Annotated in this window: 20 protein-coding genes; 12 read left to right on the top strand and 8 right to left on the bottom strand. The window is 64.2% G+C overall.

What is annotated here, in order from left to right:
• The first annotated feature begins 1 nt into the window (after position 1).
• Genes GA566_RS16550 through GA566_RS16535 form a run of 4 tightly spaced genes read left to right on the top strand, consistent with a single transcriptional unit; the run spans position 2 to position 3,831 of the window.
• Positions 2–1,000: an ABC transporter permease gene (locus GA566_RS16550; protein ID WP_160473399.1), complete on the top strand. Its 999-nt coding sequence runs from the start codon at positions 2–4 to the stop codon at positions 998–1,000.
• Positions 997–1,875 carry an ABC transporter permease gene (locus GA566_RS16545; protein ID WP_160473398.1) on the top strand — a complete coding sequence of 293 codons (879 nt, stop codon included), beginning with the start codon at positions 997–999 and terminating at the stop codon, positions 1,873–1,875. Before GA566_RS16550 ends, GA566_RS16545 begins: the two co-directional genes overlap by 4 nt.
• Positions 1,876–1,879: 4 nt before the next feature.
• Positions 1,880–2,887 (top strand): ABC transporter ATP-binding protein, encoded by a 1,008-nt coding sequence (locus GA566_RS16540; RefSeq protein ID WP_160473397.1) that lies wholly within the window; start codon positions 1,880–1,882, stop codon positions 2,885–2,887.
• Positions 2,884–3,831, top strand: coding sequence for an ABC transporter ATP-binding protein (locus tag GA566_RS16535; protein ID WP_160473396.1), 948 nt, complete (start codon positions 2,884–2,886; stop codon positions 3,829–3,831). The genes GA566_RS16540 and GA566_RS16535 overlap by 4 nt, the downstream gene beginning before the upstream one ends.
• 235 nt (positions 3,832–4,066) lie before the next feature.
• Here GA566_RS16535 and GA566_RS16530 read toward each other — a convergent pair whose 3' ends face one another.
• Positions 4,067–5,398 carry a hypothetical protein gene (locus tag GA566_RS16530; RefSeq protein WP_160473395.1) on the bottom strand — a complete coding sequence of 444 codons (1,332 nt, stop codon included), beginning with the start codon at positions 5,396–5,398 and terminating at the stop codon, positions 4,067–4,069.
• Between the two features lie 267 nt (positions 5,399–5,665).
• Between GA566_RS16530 and GA566_RS16525 the strand changes: the two genes are divergently transcribed.
• On the top strand, positions 5,666–6,349 hold the full coding sequence (locus GA566_RS16525; RefSeq protein ID WP_370459317.1) for a response regulator: 684 nt from the start codon (positions 5,666–5,668) through the stop codon (positions 6,347–6,349).
• Complete coding sequence (locus tag GA566_RS16520) at positions 6,342–8,300, top strand: ATP-binding protein (RefSeq protein ID WP_160473393.1); 1,959 nt, start codon at positions 6,342–6,344, stop codon at positions 8,298–8,300. The genes GA566_RS16525 and GA566_RS16520 overlap by 8 nt, the downstream gene beginning before the upstream one ends.
• Here the strand turns inward: GA566_RS16520 and GA566_RS16515 are convergent.
• A complete protein-coding gene (locus tag GA566_RS16515; RefSeq protein ID WP_202126820.1) occupies positions 8,263–9,450 on the bottom strand; it encodes a CynX/NimT family MFS transporter in 1,188 nt (395 codons plus the stop codon). The genes GA566_RS16520 and GA566_RS16515 overlap by 38 nt on opposite strands.
• 116 nt (positions 9,451–9,566) lie before the next feature.
• Between GA566_RS16515 and GA566_RS16510 the strand changes: the two genes are divergently transcribed.
• A complete protein-coding gene (locus GA566_RS16510; protein WP_160473392.1) occupies positions 9,567–10,382 on the top strand; it encodes a helix-turn-helix domain-containing protein in 816 nt (271 codons plus the stop codon).
• On the opposite strand, the gene GA566_RS16505 is transcribed toward GA566_RS16510, so the two are convergent.
• Both GA566_RS16505 and GA566_RS16500 read right to left on the bottom strand, forming a co-directional pair.
• On the bottom strand, positions 10,364–11,788 hold the full coding sequence (locus GA566_RS16505) for an amidase family protein (RefSeq protein WP_137927102.1): 1,425 nt from the start codon (positions 11,786–11,788) through the stop codon (positions 10,364–10,366). The two genes, GA566_RS16510 and GA566_RS16505, sit on opposite strands and share 19 nt — an antisense overlap.
• A 15-nt stretch (positions 11,789–11,803) precedes the next feature.
• On the bottom strand, positions 11,804–12,268 hold the full coding sequence (locus GA566_RS16500) for a RidA family protein (RefSeq protein ID WP_137927103.1): 465 nt from the start codon (positions 12,266–12,268) through the stop codon (positions 11,804–11,806).
• A 143-nt stretch (positions 12,269–12,411) separates the two neighbouring features.
• On the opposite strand from GA566_RS16500, the gene GA566_RS16495 reads away from it, so the two are divergent.
• The gene (locus GA566_RS16495; RefSeq protein ID WP_137927104.1) at positions 12,412–12,864 is read left to right on the top strand and encodes a YaiI/YqxD family protein; all 453 of its coding nucleotides are present in this window, start codon (positions 12,412–12,414) and stop codon (positions 12,862–12,864) included.
• Between the two features lie 3 nt (positions 12,865–12,867).
• Here the strand turns inward: GA566_RS16495 and GA566_RS16490 are convergent, their stop codons facing one another.
• Genes GA566_RS16490 through tauA form a run of 3 tightly spaced genes read right to left on the bottom strand, consistent with a single transcriptional unit; the run spans position 12,868 to position 15,699 of the window.
• A complete protein-coding gene (locus tag GA566_RS16490; protein ID WP_370459360.1) occupies positions 12,868–13,719 on the bottom strand; it encodes an ABC transporter permease subunit in 852 nt (283 codons plus the stop codon).
• Between the two features lie 56 nt (positions 13,720–13,775).
• Positions 13,776–14,618 carry a taurine ABC transporter ATP-binding protein gene (locus tag GA566_RS16485; protein ID WP_160473391.1) on the bottom strand — a complete coding sequence of 281 codons (843 nt, stop codon included), beginning with the start codon at positions 14,616–14,618 and terminating at the stop codon, positions 13,776–13,778.
• A gap of 34 nt (positions 14,619–14,652) precedes the next feature.
• A complete protein-coding gene (gene tauA, locus GA566_RS16480) occupies positions 14,653–15,699 on the bottom strand; it encodes a taurine ABC transporter substrate-binding protein (protein WP_160473390.1) in 1,047 nt (348 codons plus the stop codon).
• A gap of 141 nt (positions 15,700–15,840) precedes the next feature.
• Between tauA and GA566_RS16475 the strand changes: the two genes are divergently transcribed.
• Complete coding sequence (locus GA566_RS16475) at positions 15,841–17,322, top strand: PLP-dependent aminotransferase family protein (protein WP_160473389.1); 1,482 nt, start codon at positions 15,841–15,843, stop codon at positions 17,320–17,322.
• Between the two features lie 126 nt (positions 17,323–17,448).
• Entirely contained in the window at positions 17,449–19,182 is a 1,734-nt protein-coding gene (locus GA566_RS16470) for an amidohydrolase (protein WP_202126819.1), read from the top strand.
• Positions 19,183–19,237: 55 nt separating this feature from the next.
• On the opposite strand, the gene GA566_RS16465 is transcribed toward GA566_RS16470, so the two are convergent.
• The gene (locus GA566_RS16465; RefSeq protein ID WP_160473388.1) at positions 19,238–20,677 is read right to left on the bottom strand and encodes an FAD-binding oxidoreductase; all 1,440 of its coding nucleotides are present in this window, start codon (positions 20,675–20,677) and stop codon (positions 19,238–19,240) included.
• 210 nt (positions 20,678–20,887) lie between these two features.
• On the opposite strand from GA566_RS16465, the gene GA566_RS16460 reads away from it, so the two are divergent.
• Together GA566_RS16460 and GA566_RS16455 are read left to right on the top strand one after the other, a co-directional pair.
• Positions 20,888–21,280 carry a nuclear transport factor 2 family protein gene (locus GA566_RS16460; protein ID WP_137927111.1) on the top strand — a complete coding sequence of 131 codons (393 nt, stop codon included), beginning with the start codon at positions 20,888–20,890 and terminating at the stop codon, positions 21,278–21,280.
• A gap of 50 nt (positions 21,281–21,330) precedes the next feature.
• Positions 21,331–22,212: an EamA family transporter gene (locus GA566_RS16455; RefSeq protein WP_370459316.1), complete on the top strand. Its 882-nt coding sequence runs from the start codon at positions 21,331–21,333 to the stop codon at positions 22,210–22,212.
• The last annotated feature ends 204 nt before the right edge of the window (positions 22,213–22,416 follow it).

Genomic DNA, 22,416 nt, shown 5'->3' with positions numbered 1-22,416 from the left:
CATGCGCCACCCCGCCCTCGCTTTCCTGCGCCAGCGGTTGTTGCAGGTGATCCCCGTGGTACTCGGTATCGCACTGATGAACTTCGTCATCCTGCAACTGGCGCCCGGCGATGTCGTCGATGTACTGGCCGGCGAGGCTGGTGCGGCCAGTCCGGAGACCATGGCACAACTGCGCGCCAGCTTCGGACTCGATCAGCCGGTCTGGCTGCAACTGGTGCGCTATCTCGGTCAGCTTGCCACGCTCGATCTCGGCTTCTCGTATCGCCAGAACATGCCGGCGCTCGATCTCATCCTGAGCCGGCTTCCCGCCACGCTGCTGCTGATGGCACTGGCGATGGGCATCGCGCTCGCGCTGGGCGTGGCACTTGGCGTGCTCTCCGCCGTGCGTGTGCATCGCTGGCCGGATCGACTCGTCTCGCTCGTCACGCTGGTAGCGTATGCCGTCCCCACGTTCTGGCTCGGACTGATGGCAATCGTGCTGCTTTCCGCGCGGCTCGGCTGGCTGCCGTCGGGAGGCATGGTGGATATCAGCGCGGGCCATACGGGATTGGCCTGGGCGGCCGATGTGGCGCGTCACGCGGTGCTGCCCGCCTGCACGCTCGCCACGTTCTACCTCGCCGTGTACACCCGGCTGGTGCGCACCGCCATGCTCGAACTCGATGGCGCGGATTTCATTCGTACGGCGCGCGCCAAGGGTGCGGGCGAAGTGCGTGTGACCGTGGTGCATGCGCTACGCAATGCGCTATTGCCGCTTGTCACCATGGCGGGCTATCAACTTGCATCGCTACTCAGCGGCGCGGTACTTGTCGAATCCGTGTTCAGTTGGCCGGGGCTGGGTCGCCTCGCTTTTGAATCGGTACTCGCGCGTGACTTCAATCTGTTGCTCGGCATCCTGCTGCTGAGTTCGGTGATGGTGACCGTCGTGAATATCTTCGTGGACCTGCTGTATGCGGCCATCGATCCGCGCGTCTCGGTGACTGTGAAGGGCGCAACGACATGAGCACGCTGATCTCTCGCCTGCCCGTTGCAACGACACCGCTCGCGTGGTGGCGCTTCGCCCGTGCATATCCTTCGGCAACGCTGGGGCTTGTCCTGATGCTGGCGGTGGTACTGGTAGCGCTCGTCGGCCCGCTGATTTTCCCCGGCGATCCGTGGGACATGGCTGGGCCGCCGATGCTGTGGCCGGGCGATGATCCCGGCTATCCGCTCGGCACCGATTTCATGGGCCGCGATCTCGCGACAGGTCTCGCGGCGGGCGCGCGCGTGTCGTTGCTGATCGGTCTCGTCAGCACTGCACTGGCTGCCACGCTGGGCATTACCGTGGGTGCCATCGGCGGTTACTTCGGTGGACGCGTCGATGCAGCGCTGATGCGTGTCACCGAAGTCTTCCAGACCGTACCGAAGTTCGTACTGGCCGTGGTGCTGGTTGCCATCTTCAAGCCATCGGTCACGACCGTTGTCGTGGCGATTGGCGTGGTGTCATGGCCCGCCACGGCAAGACTCGTACGCGCGGAGTTTCTCTCGCTACGTTCGCGCGAGTTCGTGCTGGCTGCGCGCACGGTCGGCATGAGCGACGCGCGCCTCATCCTCACGCAGATCCTGCCGAACGCCTTGCCGCCGGTGATCGCCATGGCGACGCTGACCGTGGCTACCGCGATCCAGACCGAGGCGTCGTTGGCCTTCCTCGGCCTGGGCGATCCCAACGTCATGAGCTGGGGCACCATCATTGGCGGTGGCCGCGAACAGGTGGCCGATGCGTGGTACATCTGCGGCCTGCCAGGTCTTGCCATCGTGGTCACGGTACTCGCCTTCAACCTGATTGGCGACGGCATCAACGACGCCCTGAATCCGCATCTGCGCCAGCGACGGCACTGACAACATGGCACTACTCGATATTCGCGCGTTGCGCACCGGCTTCACGACGGCCACCGGTCACGTTACGGCACTGCACGATGTGTCGCTCTCCATCGATCGCGGCGAAACGCTGGCACTCGTTGGCGAAAGCGGATCGGGAAAATCCGTCACCGCATGTTCGATCCTGCGCTTGCTGCCGCGCCGTGTGGCGCGCGTGACTGGCGGACAGATCCTGTTCAACGGCGCCGATCTGCTTGCGCTCGACGACCGCGCGATGCAGGGCATACGCGGCAATCGCATCGCCATGATTTTTCAGGAGCCGATGTCCGCGCTCAATCCGGTGATGCGCATCGGGGACCAGATCATCGAGGCCGTGCGCCTGCATCGCCGCGTGACGCACGCCGAAGCGCACGCGCGTGCGCTGGCGTTGCTCGAACAGGTGCGCATGCCGTCGCCGCGTGAACGCGCCAATGATTTTCCGCATCAGCTATCGGGCGGCATGCGGCAACGCGCCATGATTGCGATTGCGCTGGCCTGCGAACCGGACCTGCTGATCGCCGATGAACCCACCACGGCGCTCGATGTCACCACGCAGGCGCAGATCCTGGCATTGCTCAAGCGGCTTCAGGCAGAGACTGGCATGGCGATGTTGCTGATCACGCACGATCTTGGCGTGGTCGCGGAGACCGCCGACCGTGCAGCGGTCATGTATGCGGGGCGCGTCGTCGAGCAGGGGCCAGTCGAGGCATTGCTCACACGTCCCGCGCATCCCTACACAGCGGGCTTGCTCGCCTCGCTCGCCATCGAAACATTGCCACCGGGCAGTCGACTTCCAGAGATTCCCGGCACTGTGCCGCCACTTTCGGCCATGCCGGCCGGCTGCGCCTTCGCGCTGCGCTGCACTCACGCGGTGGCGCGTTGCAGGACCGAGGTGCCCGTGCTGGAACCCGCTGGCTCAGGCGAGGTGGCCTGCCACGCGCGGCTGCGCGTCCCTTCGCCAACCGTGATCGAGATCGAGGAGGTAGCGGCATGACCGAACCGCTGCTGGCACTTCGCCATGTCTCGCGCCACTACCGCACCCAAGGCGGCACGGTACGCGCACTCGATGATGTATCGCTCAACGTGGCGCACGGGCAGACGCTCGGCCTCGTTGGCGAGAGCGGTTGCGGCAAGTCGACGGTTGCGCGCGTGGCGATGCGACTCACCGATGTCGATGCGGGCGAGATACGTCTTGATGGCGAAGACATCACCACACGACAGGGCCGCGCGCTCGACGATATCCGTCCGCGCGTGCAGATGGTGTTTCAGGACCCGGCTGCATCATTGAATCCGCGCGCGACCATCGGCAAGACGCTGGAAGCGCCGCTGATTGTTCATCGACGTGGCAATGCTGCGGCACGCCGTGAACGCGTAGCCGCCATGCTCGACAAGGTCGGATTGCACCGCGACATGGCGCACCGGCTGCCTCACGAACTCTCTGGAGGCCAGCGCCAACGTGTTGCCATCGCGCGTGCGCTGATGCTCGACCCCGAACTGATCGTCTGCGACGAAGCCGTGTCCGCACTCGATGTCTCCGTGCGCGCACAGGTGCTGAACCTGCTGCTCGACCTGCGCGAGACACTCGGCATCGCCTACCTGTTCATCTCGCACGATCTGGCGGTGGTGCGGCATATGTCCGATCACATCGCCGTGATGTATCTCGGCCAGGTCGTCGAACAAGGCCCGCGCGATGCAGTGTGGCATTCGCCGCGCCATCCGTACACACGCGCGCTGATGGCGTCTGCGCCTTCGGCCCGCCCCGGTGCGCGTCGACTGCAACAGGCGTCCATCGCGGGCGAACTGCCCAGCCCACTCTCACCGCCGTCAGGCTGCCGCTTTCATACGCGATGCCCGCACGCCACCGCGCAGTGCCGTGAATTGGCACCGGTCTTCACCGAGCGCGGTGTTGATCATTGGGTGGCGTGTCATCTGGCTTGATCGCTGAGTCGCTGGCCGGTGTTGCTCCCCTCTCCCGCGAGCGGGAGAGGGGAGAAAACCAACAGTGTTCGAGATGCTCGTGGTTGGCTCCCCTCTCCCATGCAGTGGGAGAGGGGCTGGGGGAGAGGGCCGGAGATTCTGCTTGCTGAACATGTCGCAAATTGCACGGCTTACCCTCTCCCCCGCCCCTCTCCCGCGTGCGGGAGAGGGGAGAAAACCATCGGTCAAGGAAAAATCAGCCCTTGCGGCACATGCCCTGCGCGATATACGTCCATTGCACCGGATCGGATGCCTTGGCATTGACCTCGGCATAGTAGGCCATGGTCTGCGCGTCGATGGGCATGAACACCTGCGTGCGAAGGCCGCTTGCGGCTTCCTGCGAGATCCAGTTCACTGACAGGACACCGGGTACGGCAGCAGGGAGCATCATGCCAATCAGATTATTGGCCGCATTCAGCGTCACCGCCGCCGACAGATTCGTGCGTGCACTGACGACCAGACCCGCATCGTCGATCGTCAGTGTTTCCTCCTGCACCGATCCATCCAGCGCAACGCGCAGGCCGATGCCGGTGGGCGCGTCATACGATACGCCGGGTTGCCGGCAGACCCACTGGCCTGCCACCTGATTCATCGTGAGGGTCTGCGCCTGCCGGAAGACACCCGATCCCGCGATGCGATTGCCGCCGGTGTCCATCTGGTTGTGATCGAAGTACAGCGTCGTCACGCCGTTCTCGCGCCGCGCAAACACACGGCCCCACACCTTGCCGCCCAACGTCAGCGTGTAGGCACCGGGATAACTGGTCTGGTCGGCCAGCACAAGCGTGCCGGTCAGGCCCATGCCGCAGGCATCGCTGTAGGCGCTCGTCTGGCACATCCGCACGGCCCCGTCCGCGCCGACGCGCATCTGGCCGCCGTAACCATACTGGACCTGAAGGTTGCCGGAACTGGTGTAGTACGTGGACTGGGCGCGCACGAAGGTGTACGTGGCAGCCAGATCCGTGGCACTGACCGGCGCGGTCACACTGCTGGCCGTTACCTGGCCGGTGAGCTTGCCATTGCCAAGCTGTTTCGGCAGCCCCGCGATTTCACCGGTCAGCGCGGTGCCCGATACCGTGAACGTTGCCGTGACCGAACTGAGTAACGCAGTGACAAAAGCAGGCGGCGGCTCGGCATCGTCCGCCTTGAGGCCGCTAACGGCGTAGACATCGCCGCTCCTTGCGTAGTTGCCGATCACCGCACCGGCCAGACCGAAAGCGGAATCGGAGAAGCGGATACGGACCTGACCCGCAGCGGGCGCGTCGAGCGTCACGGCGATGGTGTCGCCGAAGCTGATCACGCCCAGGTATGTCACGGCCTGCGGCGTGGTGGGTGTCTCCGGTGTCCCTGGTGACTGCGGCGTATCCGGTGTGGAAGGAGACGAAGGCGGGGTGCCACCTCCGCTCCCGTTCCCCGCGCTGCTTCCCGCACCGTCGCCATCCCCACCGCACGCAGCCAGCGCCACGCTGACCGTCACGGCCCCTGCGATCCGCCACACCCGCCACCTCGACAACCCGCTGCCGTGCTTCATTTGCGACCCCTTCCCCGTCCCGTTGAGTTCTTGACTCCCAACACCAGGAGCCTGTTGTTTTGGTGCATGCCCCCATGGGCTGTCTTTGCATACAGTCCCATGCGTGCAACAATTCGGCTGGATCATAGCCCTGGCGTTTCGGGCTGTATGTCCCCTGATCGTGCGACGGGCGTGCATTTACCATGCCCCACTTCGGAGGGGGTATAGCGGTAGCACGAGCCGCTGCTTGTCGTGCGTCGATTCGCTCGCTCCGCACCTACACCCGCCGTGTCCACTGCCCCCTCCCTGCCAATCCGCGTTGCACTGATCGAAGACGATTCCCGTTTTACGGCCGCTTTTCTCGAAGCACTGGAAAGCGCGCCCGACATGTGCAGCGCAGGCACGGCGGCAACTTTGGACGATGGGCTCGCGCTGCTGCGGCAATTGACTGCCGCAGACATTCTTGTCGTGGACCTCGGACTGCCCGATGGATCGGGCATCGATGCCATTCGCGCCGTACGCACCGCGTGGCCGGCATGCAATGTCATGGTGGCAACCGTCTTTGGCGACGAGAGCCACGTCATGCGGTCCATTGCGGCGGGCGCCACCGGCTACCTGCTCAAGGACAGCTCCGCCGCGCATATCGTCAGCGAGTTGCGCTCGCTCCATGACGGCGGCAGTCCGATCAGTCCGCTGATCGCACGGCAGGTGCTGACGCGATTGCAGGCGCCCGCGGCCGACGCGCCGCAGACACCCACGGGCCCCAAACCCACCGAACTGTCGCCAAGGGAATACGAAGTGCTGGGCGATATCACGCGTGGCTTCTCGCACGATGAAATCGCGCAGCGCATGGGGGTATCGCGGCACACCTTGCTCACGTATGTGCGCCGCATCTACGTCAAGCTCGACGTGCATTCCAAAGTAGAAGCCATCAACGTGGCGCGCCAGCACGGATTGCTGCGCGATGTCTGAGCGCGCCTTGCCGCTGGGCTGGGGACGGTGGATCGTCGCCATGGTGCTGGGTGTCGTCAGTCTGTTGCATGACGCTGCCGCCGAATCCCTGCCATGGCATGTGATCACCGGACAGGTGCTTGTCACACCCGACGGCACGCTCGACAGGCTGTCTCCGCAGCTTGCCCTTCCCGACGTACGCGAAGATTGGGAAGCCACGTCATTGCCGCTGGTGATACCGCGCCATGTCGCGCCCGACGACGTCAGCGCAGGCCAGATCGAAACCGTATGGCTGAAGCTCGACCTGCCGGCCGCGCGCGCATCCGCGCGTACCAATGAACCGCTCTACCTCTACGCGCCGCGCTGGCAGACCGTGGGGCGCCTGACCGTCTACGCGGATGGCCAGCAGCTCTGGCAGTCGCGCGGCGGCCCGGTGTGGAACGGCTATAACTATCCGCTGTGGATTGCACTCGGCCATGCGCCGAAGGATCTCGTCATCCGCATCGATGTGGTCGGACAGGTGGGTGCGGCGATGTCGACGGTGCGCATCGGCACGCGCGGCGAACTGTTCTGGCGCTACGCGATACGCAGCTTCCTGCAGACGCAGTTCCCATACTTGTCCAGTGGCGGCCTGCTGGCCGTGGGCATCTTTTCCTTGCTGGTCTGGCTCAGGCGTCGCCACGAATCGCGCTACCTGCTGTGCTTTCTGGCCGCGAGCGCCTACTTCCTTCATACGCTGCAGTACCTCGTCGGACCGGACCCGCTGCCCGTCCCGGAGGAGTGGTTCAGCTGGCTCGCGTTCAACAGCATCGCCTGGCTGATCCTGACCTGCTACATCTTTGTCTTTCGCTACCTCGGGCTGCGCTACCGGCGCTTCGAGGCCGTGTTGTTCTGCACGGTCATCTTCCTCGGCACGAGCACATTGCCGCTGTCGTGGCTCACGCACCTCGTCTTTCTCTATCCGCTGTCGCAACTGCTGCTGGTAGCGCTAAACCTCGTCGTCTCGGTGGCCGCACTGCGCGCAGCGTGGCGCGCCAGATCGCAGGAAGCGCTGGTGTTTTCGATCTGGAACGCGATGAGTACACCCATCGCCTTGCACGACATCCTGCTGCAGAACTATCGCGTCGATATCGAGAGCATCTACCTGCTGGCCTACCTGGGATGCGTGCAGCTTCTGCTGTTCATGTACCTGATGTACCGGCGCTACGTCAGTGCGCTCGACGATGTCGCGCAGGCCAACGCCAATCTTTCGCTTCGTCTCGCACAGCGCGAAGCGGAGCTTCTGGAAAGCCACCGGCAGCTGCGCGAGGTGGAGCGTCGCGACACCCTCACGCGCGAACGGCAACGCCTGCTGCAGGACATGCACGATGGCCTGGGATCATCGCTGATCAGCGCGTTGCGCGTGGTCGAGCGCGATCCGGGTGGCACGGCGCGCGCCGATGACATCGCGCAGATTCTCCGCGAATGCATCGACGACCTGAAGCTGACCATCGACTCGCTCGAACCCGTTTCGACGGACCTGTTGCTGCTGCTGGCAACGTTGCGCTATCGGCTGGGACCGCGACTGGAATCGGCCGGTATCTCGCTGGCGTGGGAGGTGGGCGACATTCCCGCACTGCAATGGATCGATGCGCAGAGCGCGCTGCACATCCTCCGCATCTTGCAGGAGGTGTTCACCAACCTGCTCAAGCACAGCCACGCCACCGCCATTCGCGTGCAGACGCGACACGACGCACAGTCAGTGACCGTGCGCGTGCATGACAACGGCACACCGTTCGATCCCGCCCACGTCCCCGCCGCACACCGTGGCCGGGGACTCGCCAGCATGCAGCGCCGGGCGCAGGCACTTCATGCGGAAGTGTCCTGGCAACCCGACGCCACCGGCACATGGTTCACGCTGCAATTGCCCTTGCGATCTCCCGTGATGCCTCCCGTCATGCCACTGCCTGTGCTTCCCGCAGACGCGGCTTGAGCCATGGCGTCAGCACCAGCAGCACAACCGATGCGGCCACAAGCAGCCCATACGGTGTGCGATAGGCGCCAGTCACATCGCGCAGGAAGCCGAACACGAACGGTCCCAACGCGGCAACGAGGTATCCGACGAACAGCATGAACGCCGTCCACTGGCTGGCTTCATGATGCGACGTGGTGTTGTCCAGCGGCAGCGTCATGGCCAACGCGAAGCACACCCCCTGCCCTGCCGCGATGGCGAGCACCGGCATCGCACCCAGCGTGCCCGGCGACAGCCACAGTACCGCCGCGCCACCGATCGACAGGATTGCGGACCATGCCAGCCAGCCCCGACGATCCAGCGACCCGCTTGTCACGATGCCTGCCAGGAAACTGCTGAGCGCGATCATCGCGGCGAACAAGCCCAGGTTGACACCGGAACTCAGCGCGTTGATCTGCAACTCGCGGCTGCTCTCACCCACCCACGCAAAGCACGCGTAGCAGATGAACTGGCCGACGCCGAAGTACACCGCAATCAGCCATGCACGACCGGATCGCAACGGTGAACGGGCCGGCGCAGCACTCACATGCGATGCATGCGGCTTCGAGGGATACGTGGACGTCAGCCGCTTCCAGCTCACAATCGCCAGCACGCAAACGACAGCCCAGATACCGGCACCCAGCCGCCATCCGCCACCGGCCAATGCAATGGACTCGCTACCCACTGCGGCCAGCGTGGCACCGACACCCAGCCCCGCCGCGTAGATCCCCATGAAAAGCGCCGCCTCGCCCGAGAAATGGCTCTTGATCCAGCCGCCGATCAACGGCCCTGAAATCGCGACGCCGATGCCGACCAGCAATGTCGCCAGCAACAGGCTGGCAGGCGATCCGGCCAATGCGCGCAGCACGAGCGCCACACCGAGCAACACCAGCGAGAACAACACCACACGATCACTGCCGAAGCGGCGCCCCAGTGCCGGCACGAAGATCGCGAAGACGCCCATGCAAATATCGGGAATGGCGGTCAGCAGCGCGGCTTCTGCATGCTTCATTCCAAATTCCGTCTGAATGGCATGCACGAGCGGGCCGATCGACACGATGCCGGGCCGCAGCGCCAATGCCATGATGAACAGCCCCACGCCCGCCAACACCTTGAGCGTTTTCGATTTCAATTCCCGCCTGTCCTGTCCGATTTCCGCTAACACTGGCCTCTCCCGAAAATTTCATCCGATGAACGCATGCGTTCCGTGATGAAATGGTAGGCGCGCCCCACGATGACAAGAAACGCATGAATGCCAGAATTCGTCGCCAAAGTGACAAACCCGCCGTGACCGGCCGGAGCGACAACTATCACGACTATCAGGAAGTCCCCCGCGTCATTACGGCTTTCGCGAGCGAGAAAAAGGCAGGCAGCTACAACGCCCCGCACAGCCATCCGCGCGGACAGTTGCTCTACGCGAGCAAGGGGTTGATGCGCGTGGCCAGCGCAAACGGCATCTGGTTCATTCCGCCGCAGCGGTGTCTGTGGATTCCGGCGGGAATCGTCCACGATCAGGCGATGCTTACCGCGACGCAGATCCGTACGATCTACATCGACCAGAAGAAGGCGCGCCAATTCGGAGATCGCGTGAAGGTGGTGGAAGTGGATGCGCTGCTGCGCGAACTGATCCTCGCGCTGGTCGAGCAGCCGATGCTCTATCCCGACGATGCGCGCAACCGGAGCATCGTGACGCTGATCCTCCACAAGCTCGCGACGTCACAGACACTGCCGATTGAAATCCCGTGGCCGGGAGACCGGCGACTGATCGCGATCTGCGAAACCATTCTCGCGTCGCCGGGCGATCAGCGCACCATCGAACAATGGTCGGAGGTGGTCGGCGCCAGCAGCCGCACCCTGATTCGTCTCTTTATCAAGGAGACAGGCATGACGTATCGGCATTGGGTGCAGCAGGTCCGCCTCGCGCAGGCACTCACCATGCTGGAGGCGGACACCCCCATCAACCGCATTGCCGACGAGCTGGGCTTTGCCAGCCCCAGCGCGTTCTCGGCCATGTTCAAGCGGATGCTGGGCGAAGCCCCCCGCAACTATCGCAGCGAAGCGTGAATGCCTGCTGCGCCTGGATCGATCGGCGCAGGCGGCGTGCCGCGCGCCTCGATGGCCTTGCCCGCCAGCAGGCACAGATCTTCGCGGAAATGGCTCGCCACGATCTGCACGCCAACCGGTACGGAGTCGATCAGGTTCGTGGACACCACAAGTCCCGGCAATCCCATCGCCGGCAGCGCGCGCATGGTCAGTTGCGCTTCCCATACCCGCGCGAAACCTGCCGCACCCTGCAAGTCCAGTCCATCGGGGAACGGTAGTTCGCCCGACACGGGAAGCAGCAACACCGGATACTTCGCGAGGAACAGACGCCACTGCCGCGTCAGCGTCGTGCGCCGCACCAGCGAACTGTTCACCACATCGGCAGGCATCGCACTGACCTTGGCGCGCACTTGCTCCACCACGGCGGCAGCACCGGGATCGCCATCACGCGCTACCGCGTCGGCAAACGCCGCGAAACCATCGCCCAACCACAGGCGCTCCTGCACTTCGGCAGCGTCGCGGATCAGCGGGGTATCGTCGATTTCTTCCACGATCCATCCCGCATCGACCAGCCTGCGCCCCGCATCGCGCAGCGCAGCTTCCACTTCCGGCGAGATCGTCATGCCACCCGGACGCAAACAGATGGCAGCGCGCAGCGGCACGTCGGGACCATTCAGCGGTGCAGGCACCCACCATGGATCACGGACATCGGGCGCCGACATCGCCGCCAAGGCGACTTCGAGATCCGCCACGGTCCGTGCCATCGGACCCGTTGCGGACATCAACTGCGCGCCGATAGGACGCTCGGGCAGCGCAGCATTGAAAGCCGGAACTCGACCGAACGAGGGGCGCAAGCCATGGATGCCGCATGCATACGCGGGATAGCGGATCGAGCCGCCGATATCGGTGCCCAGTCCGATGCAGCCGATGCCGGCTGTCACCGCCGCTGCACCGCCGCCGCTCGAACCGCCAGGCGTCAGTGCCGCATTGCGCGGATTGAGCGTCTTGCCGTGGACAAGGTTGCTCGTGAACCAGCGCAGCGCAAACGTCGGCGAATTACTGCGCCCCAGCAGGATGGCACCGGCACGCGCGAGGTTATCGACGGCCGGACTGCTGGCCTTGGCCACCACGCCCTCTTGCAGGCGCGTGCCGTTGGTCGTGGCATATCCCGCATGGTCAGTGTTGATCTTGGTGGTGACGGGCACACCAGCCAGCGGGCCGGGGTCTTCGCCGCGCGCCAACGCCTTGTCGATATCGTCCGCCTGCGCCATCACCCATTCCGGACGATGCGCGACCACGGCGTTGATCAATGGATTCACCGCGTCGAGGCGTTCGAGCGCCGAGGCAGCAGCCTCGCGCGCGGACACCTCGCGATTGCGAACCAGCGATGCCAGTTCGGTTGCCGATAGACGCCAGAGTTCGTTCACGATCACGCTCCGGTGTCAGTTCAGTTCGGCAATCAGTTCGATTTCGAGGCAGGCATCGAGCGGAAGCTGTGTCACGCCGAACGCGCTCCGCGCATGCTTGCCGCTCTCGCCAAACACCTCGGCGAAGAATTCCGATGCACCGTTGGTCACCAGATGCTGCTCGGTAAAAGCAGGCGTTGAGTTCACGAGACTCGTCATCTTGACGATGCGGCGCACCTGGTTCAGATCCTTGATCTGCGCATGCAGCGTGGCCAGCAGATCGATGGCCACGGCACGCGCGGCAAGCTGTCCGTCCTGCGTCGTCAGCGTTTCACCGAGCCGGCCCTTCCACACGATGCCATCCTGCTTGGCCAGATGGCCCGACAGATAGGCGAGCTTGCCGCTTTGCGTGCACATGGTGTACGCCGCTGCGGGAAACGTTGCGGTGGGTAGCGCCACACCGAGTTCCGTGAGTCGCGTGTAGATGTCGGGCCGGTCCATATTGTCTCCTTGGTATTGGCAGGGACAATAGCCTCGGCGTGGTGTGCCGCATTCCCGTCAGCGATGGAAATTGTCGAAAACGCACGGCTTTCCCCCGCAGGCACGCAGTAGAATGGGCGCCCGCCCACTCCCGGTATTCTGCAATGCAGATTCTCGTTGACGCAGACGCCTGCCCGGTTGTCATCAAGGACATCCTGTTCCGCGCCGCCCAGCGCGTGGAAATCCTTGTCACGCTGGTGGCGAACCAGTATCTCCGCACGCCGCCTTCCCGTTTCATCAAGTCATTGCAGGTGCCTGCGGGCTTCGACGTGGCAGACCAGCGCATCGTCGAACTGGCGGAGTCCGGCGACCTCGTCATCACCGCCGACATCCCCCTTGCCGCTGCCGCGCTCGACAAGGGCGCGCACGTGCTCGATCCACGCGGCACCTGGTTCAGCCGCGAGAACATCCAGGAGCGCCTGACGATGCGCGACGTGCTGGACCAGCTCCGCGCCTCGGGCATCGATACGGGTGGCCCCGCGCCGTTCTCGCCGCAGGACAGCAAGACCTTCGCCAGCCAGTTGGACAGGTTCCTGGCGAAGAATGCTGCCCGCTAGCGATCAGCCGCGCCCCTTCCACGGCACCAGTCGACGTTCGAGCCAGCGCATGACCACGTCGAACAACAGAGCCATGGCGCCGATGACGAGGATGCCCATGATGACGACATCGGTCACCATGAACTTCGATGCGCTCAACACCATGAAGCCGAGCCCGGCCGTGGCAGCCACCATCTCTGCGGCCACCAACGTGGTCCAGCCGAATCCGATGGCGATCCGCATGCCGGTGAGGATGTCGGGCAACGCCGCAGGCGCGATCACGTACCAGAGCACTTGCGAGCGCGTGGCACCCATCGAATACGCGGCGTGGATCTGCTCGATGGCTACTGAGCGTACGCCCGCACGGGCACTGAGCGCGAGCGGCGCGAACATCGCCAGATAGATCAGTACGATCTTCGAGACTTCGCCAATGCCGAGCCAGATCACCACCAGCGGCAGGTATGCCAGCGGCGGCAGCGGGCGATAGAACTCCACCAGCGGATCGAGCAGACCGCGCGCCACGCGGTTCACGCCCATCATGACGCCAGCGGGCACTGCGGTCAGCACGGCCAGCACGAATGCGCCGAAGACCCGCATCGCACTCCATCCCACGTGCGTCATCAGCGTGGCATCGGCAAACCCTTCGGTCAGCACGTCGATGAACTGCAACCAGACCGATTGCGGTGACGGCAGGAATAGCGGTTCGATGTAGCCGAAATGCGTGGCAGCGGTCCACGCCGCCAGCACCACGATCACCGTCAGCAAACTGATACGCCAGCTCGACCCATTGCCGGGCGCGCCGTATTGCTCGCCTGGCCGCGCCGGGGCCGCGCGACGCATACGTGCAAGCAGACTCGTGCGCGTTGGCGCAGCCATGGGAATGTCCGTCATGCCAGACTCGCTGGATGCGGGATTCACGGATTGGATGCTGTTCATGCCGCGATCTCCTCATCGCCGTGAATGATGCCCAGCACACGCTCACGCAGCGCGATGAATGCCGGGCTCGACTTGACCTCGCGCGCGTTGCGCGACCGCAGGAACTGCCGCCCAAAATCGATCGGGATCTCATGACTGATACGCCCTGGCCGCGGCGACATGATGATCAACCGCGTGCCCATGAACAACGCCTCTTCCACGTCGTGCGTGATGAAGAACATCATCTTGCTGGTGCGATGCCAGATATCGAGTATGAGTTCCTGCAGACGCTCGCGTGTCAGGGAGTCGAGCGCCCCCAGCGGTTCATCCAGCAGCAGCATGTGCGGATCATTGGTCAGCGCACGCGCAATGCCCACACGCTGCTGCATGCCGCCCGACAACTGATAGACGGCGTGATGCCGGAAATCCGCCAGCCCAGTAAGTGTCAGGAAATGCATGGCCCGCTCTTCCCGCTCCTTCTTTGCGACACCTTTGAGCTTGAGCCCGAACGCTACGTTCTCCAGCACATTGAGCCACGGCAGCAGCGCGTGTTTCTGGAAGACCACGCCCCGATCGGCGCCCGGTCCGGTGATCTGGTCGCGCAGGCTCGCACCGGCCTGCGCATCGACGGGTGGGGTGCCGGTGTAGTGCCCCAGCGTCATCAGCCCCCGGGTCGGCTGGATAAAGCCAGCCATGAGGTTCAGCAGCGTTGTCTTGCCACAGCCCGACGCGCCCAGCGCCACAACGAAATCGCCGGCAGCAATCTGCAGGTTCACGCCGGACAGGGCAACGACCTGCTGGCCCTTGGTCCGGCCGGGATACACCACCGACACATCGCGGAGGTTCAGATTCAAAGTCATGTTGCCGCTCCCGGCGTGTACGTGATTGCCATGCTTACTTGACCGTCCCAACCGCTTCGACAAAGGCCGGATTGATGGCGACGCTGTAGTCGGGCAGCACGGCCGGCACCTTCTTCTGTTCCTTCAGGAACTCTGCCGTCGCGGCCAGCGCGCGCGCTGCCACACCATCCTTGCCACCACCGAGCCATGCCTTGCCCGATTGCTCTGCTGCCAGCGGAAACTGGTAGAGCGCCAGCACGCCGGGCACTTCCTCCGGCGTGGCGCCCGATTGCTTCGCCACCTTGATCACCTGCTGCGAGCTGGCCGTCCACGACTTCGGTGCCTTCACATAATCTGCAGTCGATTGCTCCAGCACACGCGTGAACGCCTTCATCCCGTCGGCGTTCTTTGCCGCGAAATCCTTGCTGACCACGAGCGCATCGAACGTGGCCTTGCCCAGCTTGGTCAGGTCACCCGACGTCAGCAGCACCTTGCCGTCGCGCTTGAGTTTGCCCAGTGCCGGGTCCCACACAAACGCGGCATCGATGTCACCGCGCGACCATGCGGCCGGCATGTCAGAGGGCTGCAGGTTGATGACCTTCACCTTGCCGGCGATGCCGTAGTGCTCCAGCGCGAACAGCGTATGGAAGTGCGTCGTCGACACAAACGGTACGGCCAGGCGCTTGCCCACCAGATCCTGCGGCTTGTCGATCCCCGCACCGTTGCGCACCACCAATGCCTCGGCCTCGTTGATGTTGTCGAGAATCCAGAACACCTCCACCTTCACGCCCCGGCTGACGGCCGCCGCAACGGGACTGCTGCCCGCCACGCCGATCTGCACATCGCCCGATGCCATGGCGGTCATCACATCGCCACCACTATCGAAGCTGCGCCACTTGATGTTCCATCCGGTGGCCTTCTCGAACTCCTTGTCCGCGATGGCCTTCTTCCACGGGCCAAACATGCTCTGCACGCCGATCGTGACGGTGGGTGCGGATGGTGTCGATTGCGCCAGCGCCGGCAGCGCGACGGCACCGGACAACATCGCGACACCACAAGCCAGCAGGCACCGGCGAACGCGGGAAGCAACGGAATGATTCATGACTAGCTCCGAAATGATGGGATGGGGATAACGGAACCAATGGTAGGGCTGGCTTGCAAATTGCTTTGGATCCAGAAGCGACCTGGGCTGGTGCCAGGTTCGCAAGAAGCGAGCCAATCAACCCAAACAAGGAAGTCCCCGATGCTGGAGCGGTATCTGCGCCCCTTCGAACCTGGCCGCGGTCTGCAGGAGCAACTGCGCGAGAACCTGCTCAATGCCTTGCTGGACGGTGCACAACTCCCCACGGAGCCCATGCCTTCCTCGCGCGAACTCAGCAAGCTGCTGAAGGTCTCGCGCAATACCGTGGTGCTGGTGTACGAGCAACTGGTGCAGGACGGCTTCCTCACACCCGCCAGCCGCCGTGGCTACTTCATCAACGAAGCTTTCGTGCGCCAGCAACTGCGCATGCGCATCAAGCCCGTGCCGGATTCCCTGTTCGAGGGCGTGCCGCTATCCCTGGACTGGGGCACGCGCCTGCGGCAACGTCCCTCGACGCAACAGGTCATCGTCAAGCCGCAGAACTGGCGCGAGTTCCGCTTTCCGTTCATCTACGGTCAGGTCGAGTACGACGAGATGACCGCCGCGCGCTGGCGCAACTGCAACCGGCTGGCCACGCTGCGCGCCCATATGTCGCGCTGGGTTGACGATCAGGTCACGCTCGACGATCCGCTGCTGGTGGAACAGATCATCCAGCGCATCCTGCCGCGCCGCGCCATCCAGGCCACGCCGTCGCAGGTACTTGTCACGGTTGGCACGCAGAACTCCCTCTATCTGCTCGGTCAGTTGCTGGGCCACGGCGGCATGGTCATGGGCATGGAGAATCCGGGCTATGTCGATGCGCGCAGTATCTTTTCGCTAGCGGGATGCCAGCTCAAGCCGTTGCGGGTGGACAGTCAGGGATTGGTGCCCGGTCCGCAACTCGATGATTGCGACGTGGTGTTCTGCACGCCTAGCCATCAATCGCCCACTGGCACAACCATGCCCGTGTACCGCCGCATGGAATTGCTCGAACGCGCGCGCAGCCAGGATCTGGTGATCATCGAGGACGACTACGACACCGAGCACAACGACCTCGGCGGCAATCATCCTGCACTGAAGAGTTTCGACAACGGCGGCCGTGTGATCTATCTGGGAAGCCTGACCAAGAACCTGTTGCCCGGTGTGCGTCTGGGCTTCGTGGTGGCCGACCCGCCGCTTATCGCGGAACTGCGTGCACTACGCCGCTTCATGTATCGCCATCCTCCCCTCAACAACCAGCGTGCGATGGCGCTGTTCCTGTCAATGGGCTATGGCGACGATCACGCAAGGCGCAATCGCGAAGTGCTCGCGCGCAAATGGCGCACCATCACCGCTGCCGTGCAGCAGCATATGCCTGACTGCCGTTTCAGCGGCACCTCGGGCGGCTCGTCGCTCTGGATGCAGGCGCCGTCCGGCACCGACACGTGGATGCTGCAACGGCTGGCCGCACGGCGCGGGGTGCTGATCGAGCCGGGCGACATCCACTTCTTTGGCGCAGATCGCCCTTCGGAGTATTTCCGTCTGGGCTTCGGCGCGATTGCGGAAGCGCAGATCGAACCCGGGATCGCGTTGCTGGGCCAGGTGTTCCGCGACATGCCACGCTAACGATTCGTAGCGAACCGTTCGCAGCTGGCCTCATGCCCTCGCGCGAATGGACCCATTGGCTGCACGTTGTGACTTCTAAGATCGCCGCATTCGTCAATCCAGGCGATATCGATTCAGGAGAACAACGTGAGATTGCAGGGTCGCCCTACGCTTGTCCCCTTCTTCCCGCTCATTCCCCTCGCGCTCTGCGCGGCGCTTGCCGGCTGCGGCAGCGACGAGAATGCAAAGGCCGCCGTCGACAAGAGCGGTAACGCCGCCGATGTCGTCTATCGCAATGGCGAAGTGCTGACCGTCGACGCCGCCGACACCCAGGCACAAGCCATTGCGGTACGCGATGGCAAGGTACTGGCGACCGGCTCGACAGATGCCATGCGCGCGTACATCGGCACGCAGACCTCGGTGGTGGATCTCGCAGGCAAGACGCTGATACCGGGCTTCTACGATGGGCACAGTCACTTTCTGTACTCGGGGCTGACGGGGCAGTTCGATGTCGATCTCAACAGCCCGCCGCTTGGCACCGTGGACAGCATCGACACCATTCTTGCTCGCCTGCGCGCGAAGCTGGCCGAAGCCGATGCCGCAAGCTGGATCACCGGGTCCGGCTACGACGACACCTTGCTGGCCGAGCAGCGCCATCCGACGCGCGAAGACCTGGACAAGGTGTCTGCCACGCGCCCGATCTTCATCAGCCATATCTCCGGCCATCTCTCCGTGGCCAACTCCGCCGCGCTCGCTGCAGCAGGCATCGACGCCAGCACGCCGGACCCGGCAGGTGGTGTGATCCGGCGCGACTCGTCGGGCAAGCCCACTGGCGTGCTCGAAGAATCGGCTTCCAACATGATGCAGGTGAAGGTGCCGGCCAAGACCGCTGCGCAGACGATGCAGGCCATCCGCTACGCCTCCGGCAACTACGCCGCGCACGGCGTGACCACGGCCAACGACGGGGCATCGTCGGCGGGAGCCATCCAGGCGCTCGAAGGTGGCGCGCTGAGTGGCAACCTCTCCATTCGCGTGGTGGCATGGCCCACGTTGGAAGAAATGGAGAAGTCCGACGCGGTCAAGCTCACCAGCAAGAAGGTGCGCATCGGTGGCATCAAGGATTTTGCGGATGGGTCCATCCAGGGCTACACCGGCTACCTGTCACACGCCTATCACACGCCGTATCACGGCGATGCCGCGTATCGCGGATCCCCGCGCTACGACCGCGACACGCTCGCCGCGCGCGTGACAGCGGTCTACAAGGCCGGCAAGCAGTCGCTGATTCATGGCAACGGCGATGAAGGCATCGCCGACATCCTCTACGCGTTCCGCAAGGCGCAGGAAGCCTATCCGCGCAGCGATGCGCGCCCCATCATCATCCACTCGCAGATGGCGACCGAGTCCGAACTCGACGACATGAAGACGCAGGGCGTCATGCCATCGTTCTTCGTGCTGCACACCTACTACTGGGGTGACCGTCATCGCGATATCTTCCTGGGCCCCGAACGCGCGCAGCGCATCAGCCCCACCCACTCCGCCGAGGACCGCGGCATGCGCTACACCCTCCACACGGATACGCCGGTCGTGCCGATGGACCCGCTACGTCTGATCTGGTCGGCCGTGAATCGCGTATCGACCAGCGGCGCTGTCATTGGTGCCGAACAGCGCGTCTCCGCCAGCCACGCACTGCGCGCCACCACGATCAACTCGGCGTGGCAGAACTTCGAGGAAAAGGAGCGCGGCTCGCTGGAAGCCGGCAAGTACGCCGACATGGTGATTCTCTCGGCCAATCCCACTACCGTTGCGGCCGATACGATCAAGGATATCCAGGTGCTGGAGACCTTTGTGGAAGGGAAGTCGGTCTATCGCGCGGCCCCCTGACCCGAAATGAGAATGGCCCGGAATTTCCGGGCCACATTTTCGTTCACCGTCGCTTTCACCGCCGCTCGTCGCGTGCGTGATACCAGTGATACAGCACCTGCTGCCCAAGACGACGTACCGGGGCAAACCAGCGCGACTGCGGCAGGCCGATGTTATTGAACAGGAAGGGGTAGTCGAGTGCCGAGCGATAGATCGGCAGATCCAGATCCGCGCCGCGCTTGCCCGCGATGCGTTCCGCCAGCCGGCGCCCTGCGTGCGCGGAGAACGATACGCCGTTGCCGCCATAGCCCAGCGCGTAGAACACGCTTTCGTGCGTATCGGGCTGCGCCACGCGCGGCATCATGTCGTGGCTGACATCGACCCACCCCCACCACGAGTAGTCCACGTCGATCCCCTTCAGCGCGGGGAATTTCCGATGCAGGCCATCCACCAGCACCGCCATATGGCGCGGATTGGGCGCATCGGCACCGGTAATGGCGCTACGGCTGCCGATCTGGATGCGGCGATCCGGCAGCAGGCGGTAGTAGTAGCGCAATGTGCGCGTATCGGTGATGACCTGATGCGTGCGGAATCCCGTGGCCTCGATCTCGGCGTCGGTCAGTGGGCGCGTCACGAGCGAGTTGGACAGGATCGGCATCACCTTGGCATCCAGACTGGGATGCAGGCCAAAGCTCGTATAGCCGCCCGTGGCAAACCCCACGGCACGTGCGCGGACCACGCCGCCCGGTGTCTGCAGGTGATACACGCCGTCGCGCGCCGCGAAGCCCGTCACAGGACTGGCCGTATGGATCTTCGCGCCCAGCGCACGGGCGCGCCGATGATAGCCGTGAGCGAGCCTGAGCGGATGCACGCCGATACCATCGGGCTCGTGCTGCGCGCCGAAGCATTCGACATCGCCCACATACTGCTCGCGCACTTCCTGTGCGCTCAGCATGCGGGCGTCGTATCCGAACACATCGCGCATCACGCGGGTCTCGTTGCGCAGGAAGTCGAGCTTGTGCTCGCGATGCGCGATGTAGAGGTGGCCGCCCGGTTGCGGCTCGCATTCGGGAATTTCCTCCACGAGACTACGAAACGTTTCGAAGCCTTCGCGAATCTCGGCATCGAGCCGCAACGCGGTGGATTTCCCCCAACGCTCGATCCACTGCGAACGGTACAGCCGTCCGCTCGCGTTCTGCCCCTGCCCGCCGTTGCGACTGGTGCATCCCCACGCGGTGCGGTTCGCTTCGAGCACCACGGCACGAATGCCATGTTCTCGTGCCAGGAACAGGGCTGTCGAAAGTCCGGTGAAGCCGGCGCCCACGATCACGACATCGGCATCGATATCGCCCTGCACGGGGCCATCGTCCGGCGGCGGCGCGCCAGCGGTATCCACCCAATACGTTGGCGCGTACTCGGTGCCGCGCCCCGGTGTACGGGCGACGAGCGGATCGTACCGGGGGTCATAGGGCGCGAGGGGAGCCGTGGCGTCGACCACGGGATCTTGCAAGGACATGGCGGCGTACTCCTGCTGTAAGCATGGGCTGATCTTTGGCCAAGACATGTTGCACCGGGCGATCGGCACACGATGGAGCCAGACCTCCCCACCGATGGATCCACGCAGGCATCTGGTCGCACGCCATGGCGCATCTGGACCCATGCCCACGCTGGGTGCCCCCATACGATGTCAACCGTGCATTCTTCCTCTACGCAAACCGGTTACACCATGCCCCTCGATACCAGTACTCACTACCTCGCCCTGCTCGATACCTTCTCCGCCGCCTGGAACCGCCACGACATCCACGCGCTGATGGCATGCATGACCGATGACTGCACCTTTCACGCGGTGGCTGGCGATGCCCTGCTCGGACGCAGCTTCATCGGCCGCGAAGCCGTGCAGGCAGGCTTCGCACTGGCGTGGGCAACCTGCCCCGATGCGAGCTGGCGCGACCCGGTTCATTTCGTTGCTGATGATCGTGGCGTCACGGAGTCCACGTTCCGGGGCACGCGCGCCAGCGACGGCAAGCGCATCGAGGCGCGCATGGTCGACGTCTTCACGTTTCGCGACGGCAAGATCGCCGTGAAGAATGCCTATCGCAAGGACCGGCCCGCGCAATGAACCGGACCACTGCAGCAAGATCGACCGCCTCCACGACCTCGGCGATGTCCATGGCCGACCTCGCCGCCGCCGTGACGGTCGTGGTGATCTGGGGTCTCAATTTCGTGGCGATGAAACTGGCACTGCGCGAGTTCACGCCCATGCAACTTGGCGCCGCCCGCTACGCATTTGCCGCGATGCCGCTATTGCTGATGATTCGCCGCCCTGCGCTGCCTTTGCGATGGGTGGCGGCGTACGGCCTGCTGCAGGGACTCGGGCAGTTCGGCTTGCTGTTCATGGCATTGCGGCTCGGCATGACCGCCGGACTCGCCTCGGTGCTGATGCAGACGCAAGTCTTCTTCACCGCGTTGATGGCATTCGCCTTCCTTGGAGAAAGACTGAGCCGCCCCATGCTCGGCGGCCTGATCTTCGCGCTGGCGGGACTCGCCTGCTTCGGCATCGAAGTCATTGCCGGTCGTGGCACAAGCGCCGATGTCACGCTGGCGGGACTGCTGCTGACCATCGGCGCAGCGGGCATGTGGGGGGCATCGAACATTCTTGCGCGCCATCTGCAGCGCCACTATCCCGACTACAACCCCATCCAGTTCGTGGTCTGGTCGAGCCTGGCACCGGTGCTGCCGTTCCTGCTGCTTACATGGCTGGTCGATGGTGCCGGCGCGCAGCACCAATGGATGGACGCATCGATCAGCGCCTGGGCCGGTGCGGCCTATCTGGGGTGGTTCGCCACGGTGATGGCGTACGGCCTGTGGACCGGCCTGCTCAAACGCCATCCCGCCAACCAGGTTGCACCGTTCGGATTGCTGGTGCCCGTGGTCGGCCTGCTGGCCGGCATGCTCCTGCTGCATGAATCGCTCTCGGGGTGGCAGTTGGCAGGCACTGCGTGGATTGCTGCGGCGCTGGTGATTATCTTGATAGCGGCGCGGGGGCGGTAAAGGAAGGCCGACTTGCCGGCCGATGCCCTCGATCCCGGACCGCCACCAACCTATCGTTTACCCGATGCGCCACAAGCCGCTCGATGGCTCCCTCGCCGGCGACACTCCAGGAATGTTTTGATATATTACATACCACCGTAGCGCCGTGATGGTCCGCGGCGCTTGTTGATATGTGATGTAGAGAAGTTGCCGGTTGAACCGAGG

Source organism: Cupriavidus sp. SW-Y-13 (assembly GCF_009793345.1).
In the GTDB taxonomy this organism is placed as follows: Bacteria; Pseudomonadota; Gammaproteobacteria; order Burkholderiales; family Burkholderiaceae; genus Cupriavidus.
This window is presented reverse-complemented; position numbering and strand designations above follow the sequence as displayed.

What these genes read in the sequence shown, in the direction of transcription:
- GA566_RS16455 (WP_370459316.1), top strand. Translation starts at nt 21,331, where the DNA reads ATGGCCGACCTCGCCGCCGCCGTGACGGTCGTGGTGATCTGGGGTCTC.
- GA566_RS16510 (WP_160473392.1), top strand. Translation starts at nt 9,567, where the DNA reads ATGAATGCCAGAATTCGTCGCCAAAGTGACAAACCCGCCGTGACCGGC.
- GA566_RS16540 (WP_160473397.1), top strand. Translation starts at nt 1,880, where the DNA reads ATGGCACTACTCGATATTCGCGCGTTGCGCACCGGCTTCACGACGGCC.
- GA566_RS16495 (WP_137927104.1), top strand. Translation starts at nt 12,412, where the DNA reads ATGCAGATTCTCGTTGACGCAGACGCCTGCCCGGTTGTCATCAAGGAC.
- GA566_RS16490 (WP_370459360.1), bottom strand. Translation starts at nt 13,719, where the DNA reads ATGGCTGCGCCAACGCGCACGAGTCTGCTTGCACGTATGCGTCGCGCG.
- GA566_RS16535 (WP_160473396.1), top strand. Translation starts at nt 2,884, where the DNA reads ATGACCGAACCGCTGCTGGCACTTCGCCATGTCTCGCGCCACTACCGC.
- GA566_RS16500 (WP_137927103.1), bottom strand. Translation starts at nt 12,268, where the DNA reads ATGGACCGGCCCGACATCTACACGCGACTCACGGAACTCGGTGTGGCG.
- GA566_RS16545 (WP_160473398.1), top strand. Translation starts at nt 997, where the DNA reads ATGAGCACGCTGATCTCTCGCCTGCCCGTTGCAACGACACCGCTCGCG.
- tauA (WP_160473390.1), bottom strand. Translation starts at nt 15,699, where the DNA reads ATGAATCATTCCGTTGCTTCCCGCGTTCGCCGGTGCCTGCTGGCTTGT.
- GA566_RS16530 (WP_160473395.1), bottom strand. Translation starts at nt 5,398, where the DNA reads ATGAAGCACGGCAGCGGGTTGTCGAGGTGGCGGGTGTGGCGGATCGCA.
- GA566_RS16460 (WP_137927111.1), top strand. Translation starts at nt 20,888, where the DNA reads ATGCCCCTCGATACCAGTACTCACTACCTCGCCCTGCTCGATACCTTC.
- GA566_RS16520 (WP_160473393.1), top strand. Translation starts at nt 6,342, where the DNA reads ATGTCTGAGCGCGCCTTGCCGCTGGGCTGGGGACGGTGGATCGTCGCC.
- GA566_RS16475 (WP_160473389.1), top strand. Translation starts at nt 15,841, where the DNA reads ATGCTGGAGCGGTATCTGCGCCCCTTCGAACCTGGCCGCGGTCTGCAG.
- GA566_RS16550 (WP_160473399.1), top strand. Translation starts at nt 2, where the DNA reads ATGCGCCACCCCGCCCTCGCTTTCCTGCGCCAGCGGTTGTTGCAGGTG.
- GA566_RS16465 (WP_160473388.1), bottom strand. Translation starts at nt 20,677, where the DNA reads ATGTCCTTGCAAGATCCCGTGGTCGACGCCACGGCTCCCCTCGCGCCC.
- GA566_RS16485 (WP_160473391.1), bottom strand. Translation starts at nt 14,618, where the DNA reads ATGACTTTGAATCTGAACCTCCGCGATGTGTCGGTGGTGTATCCCGGC.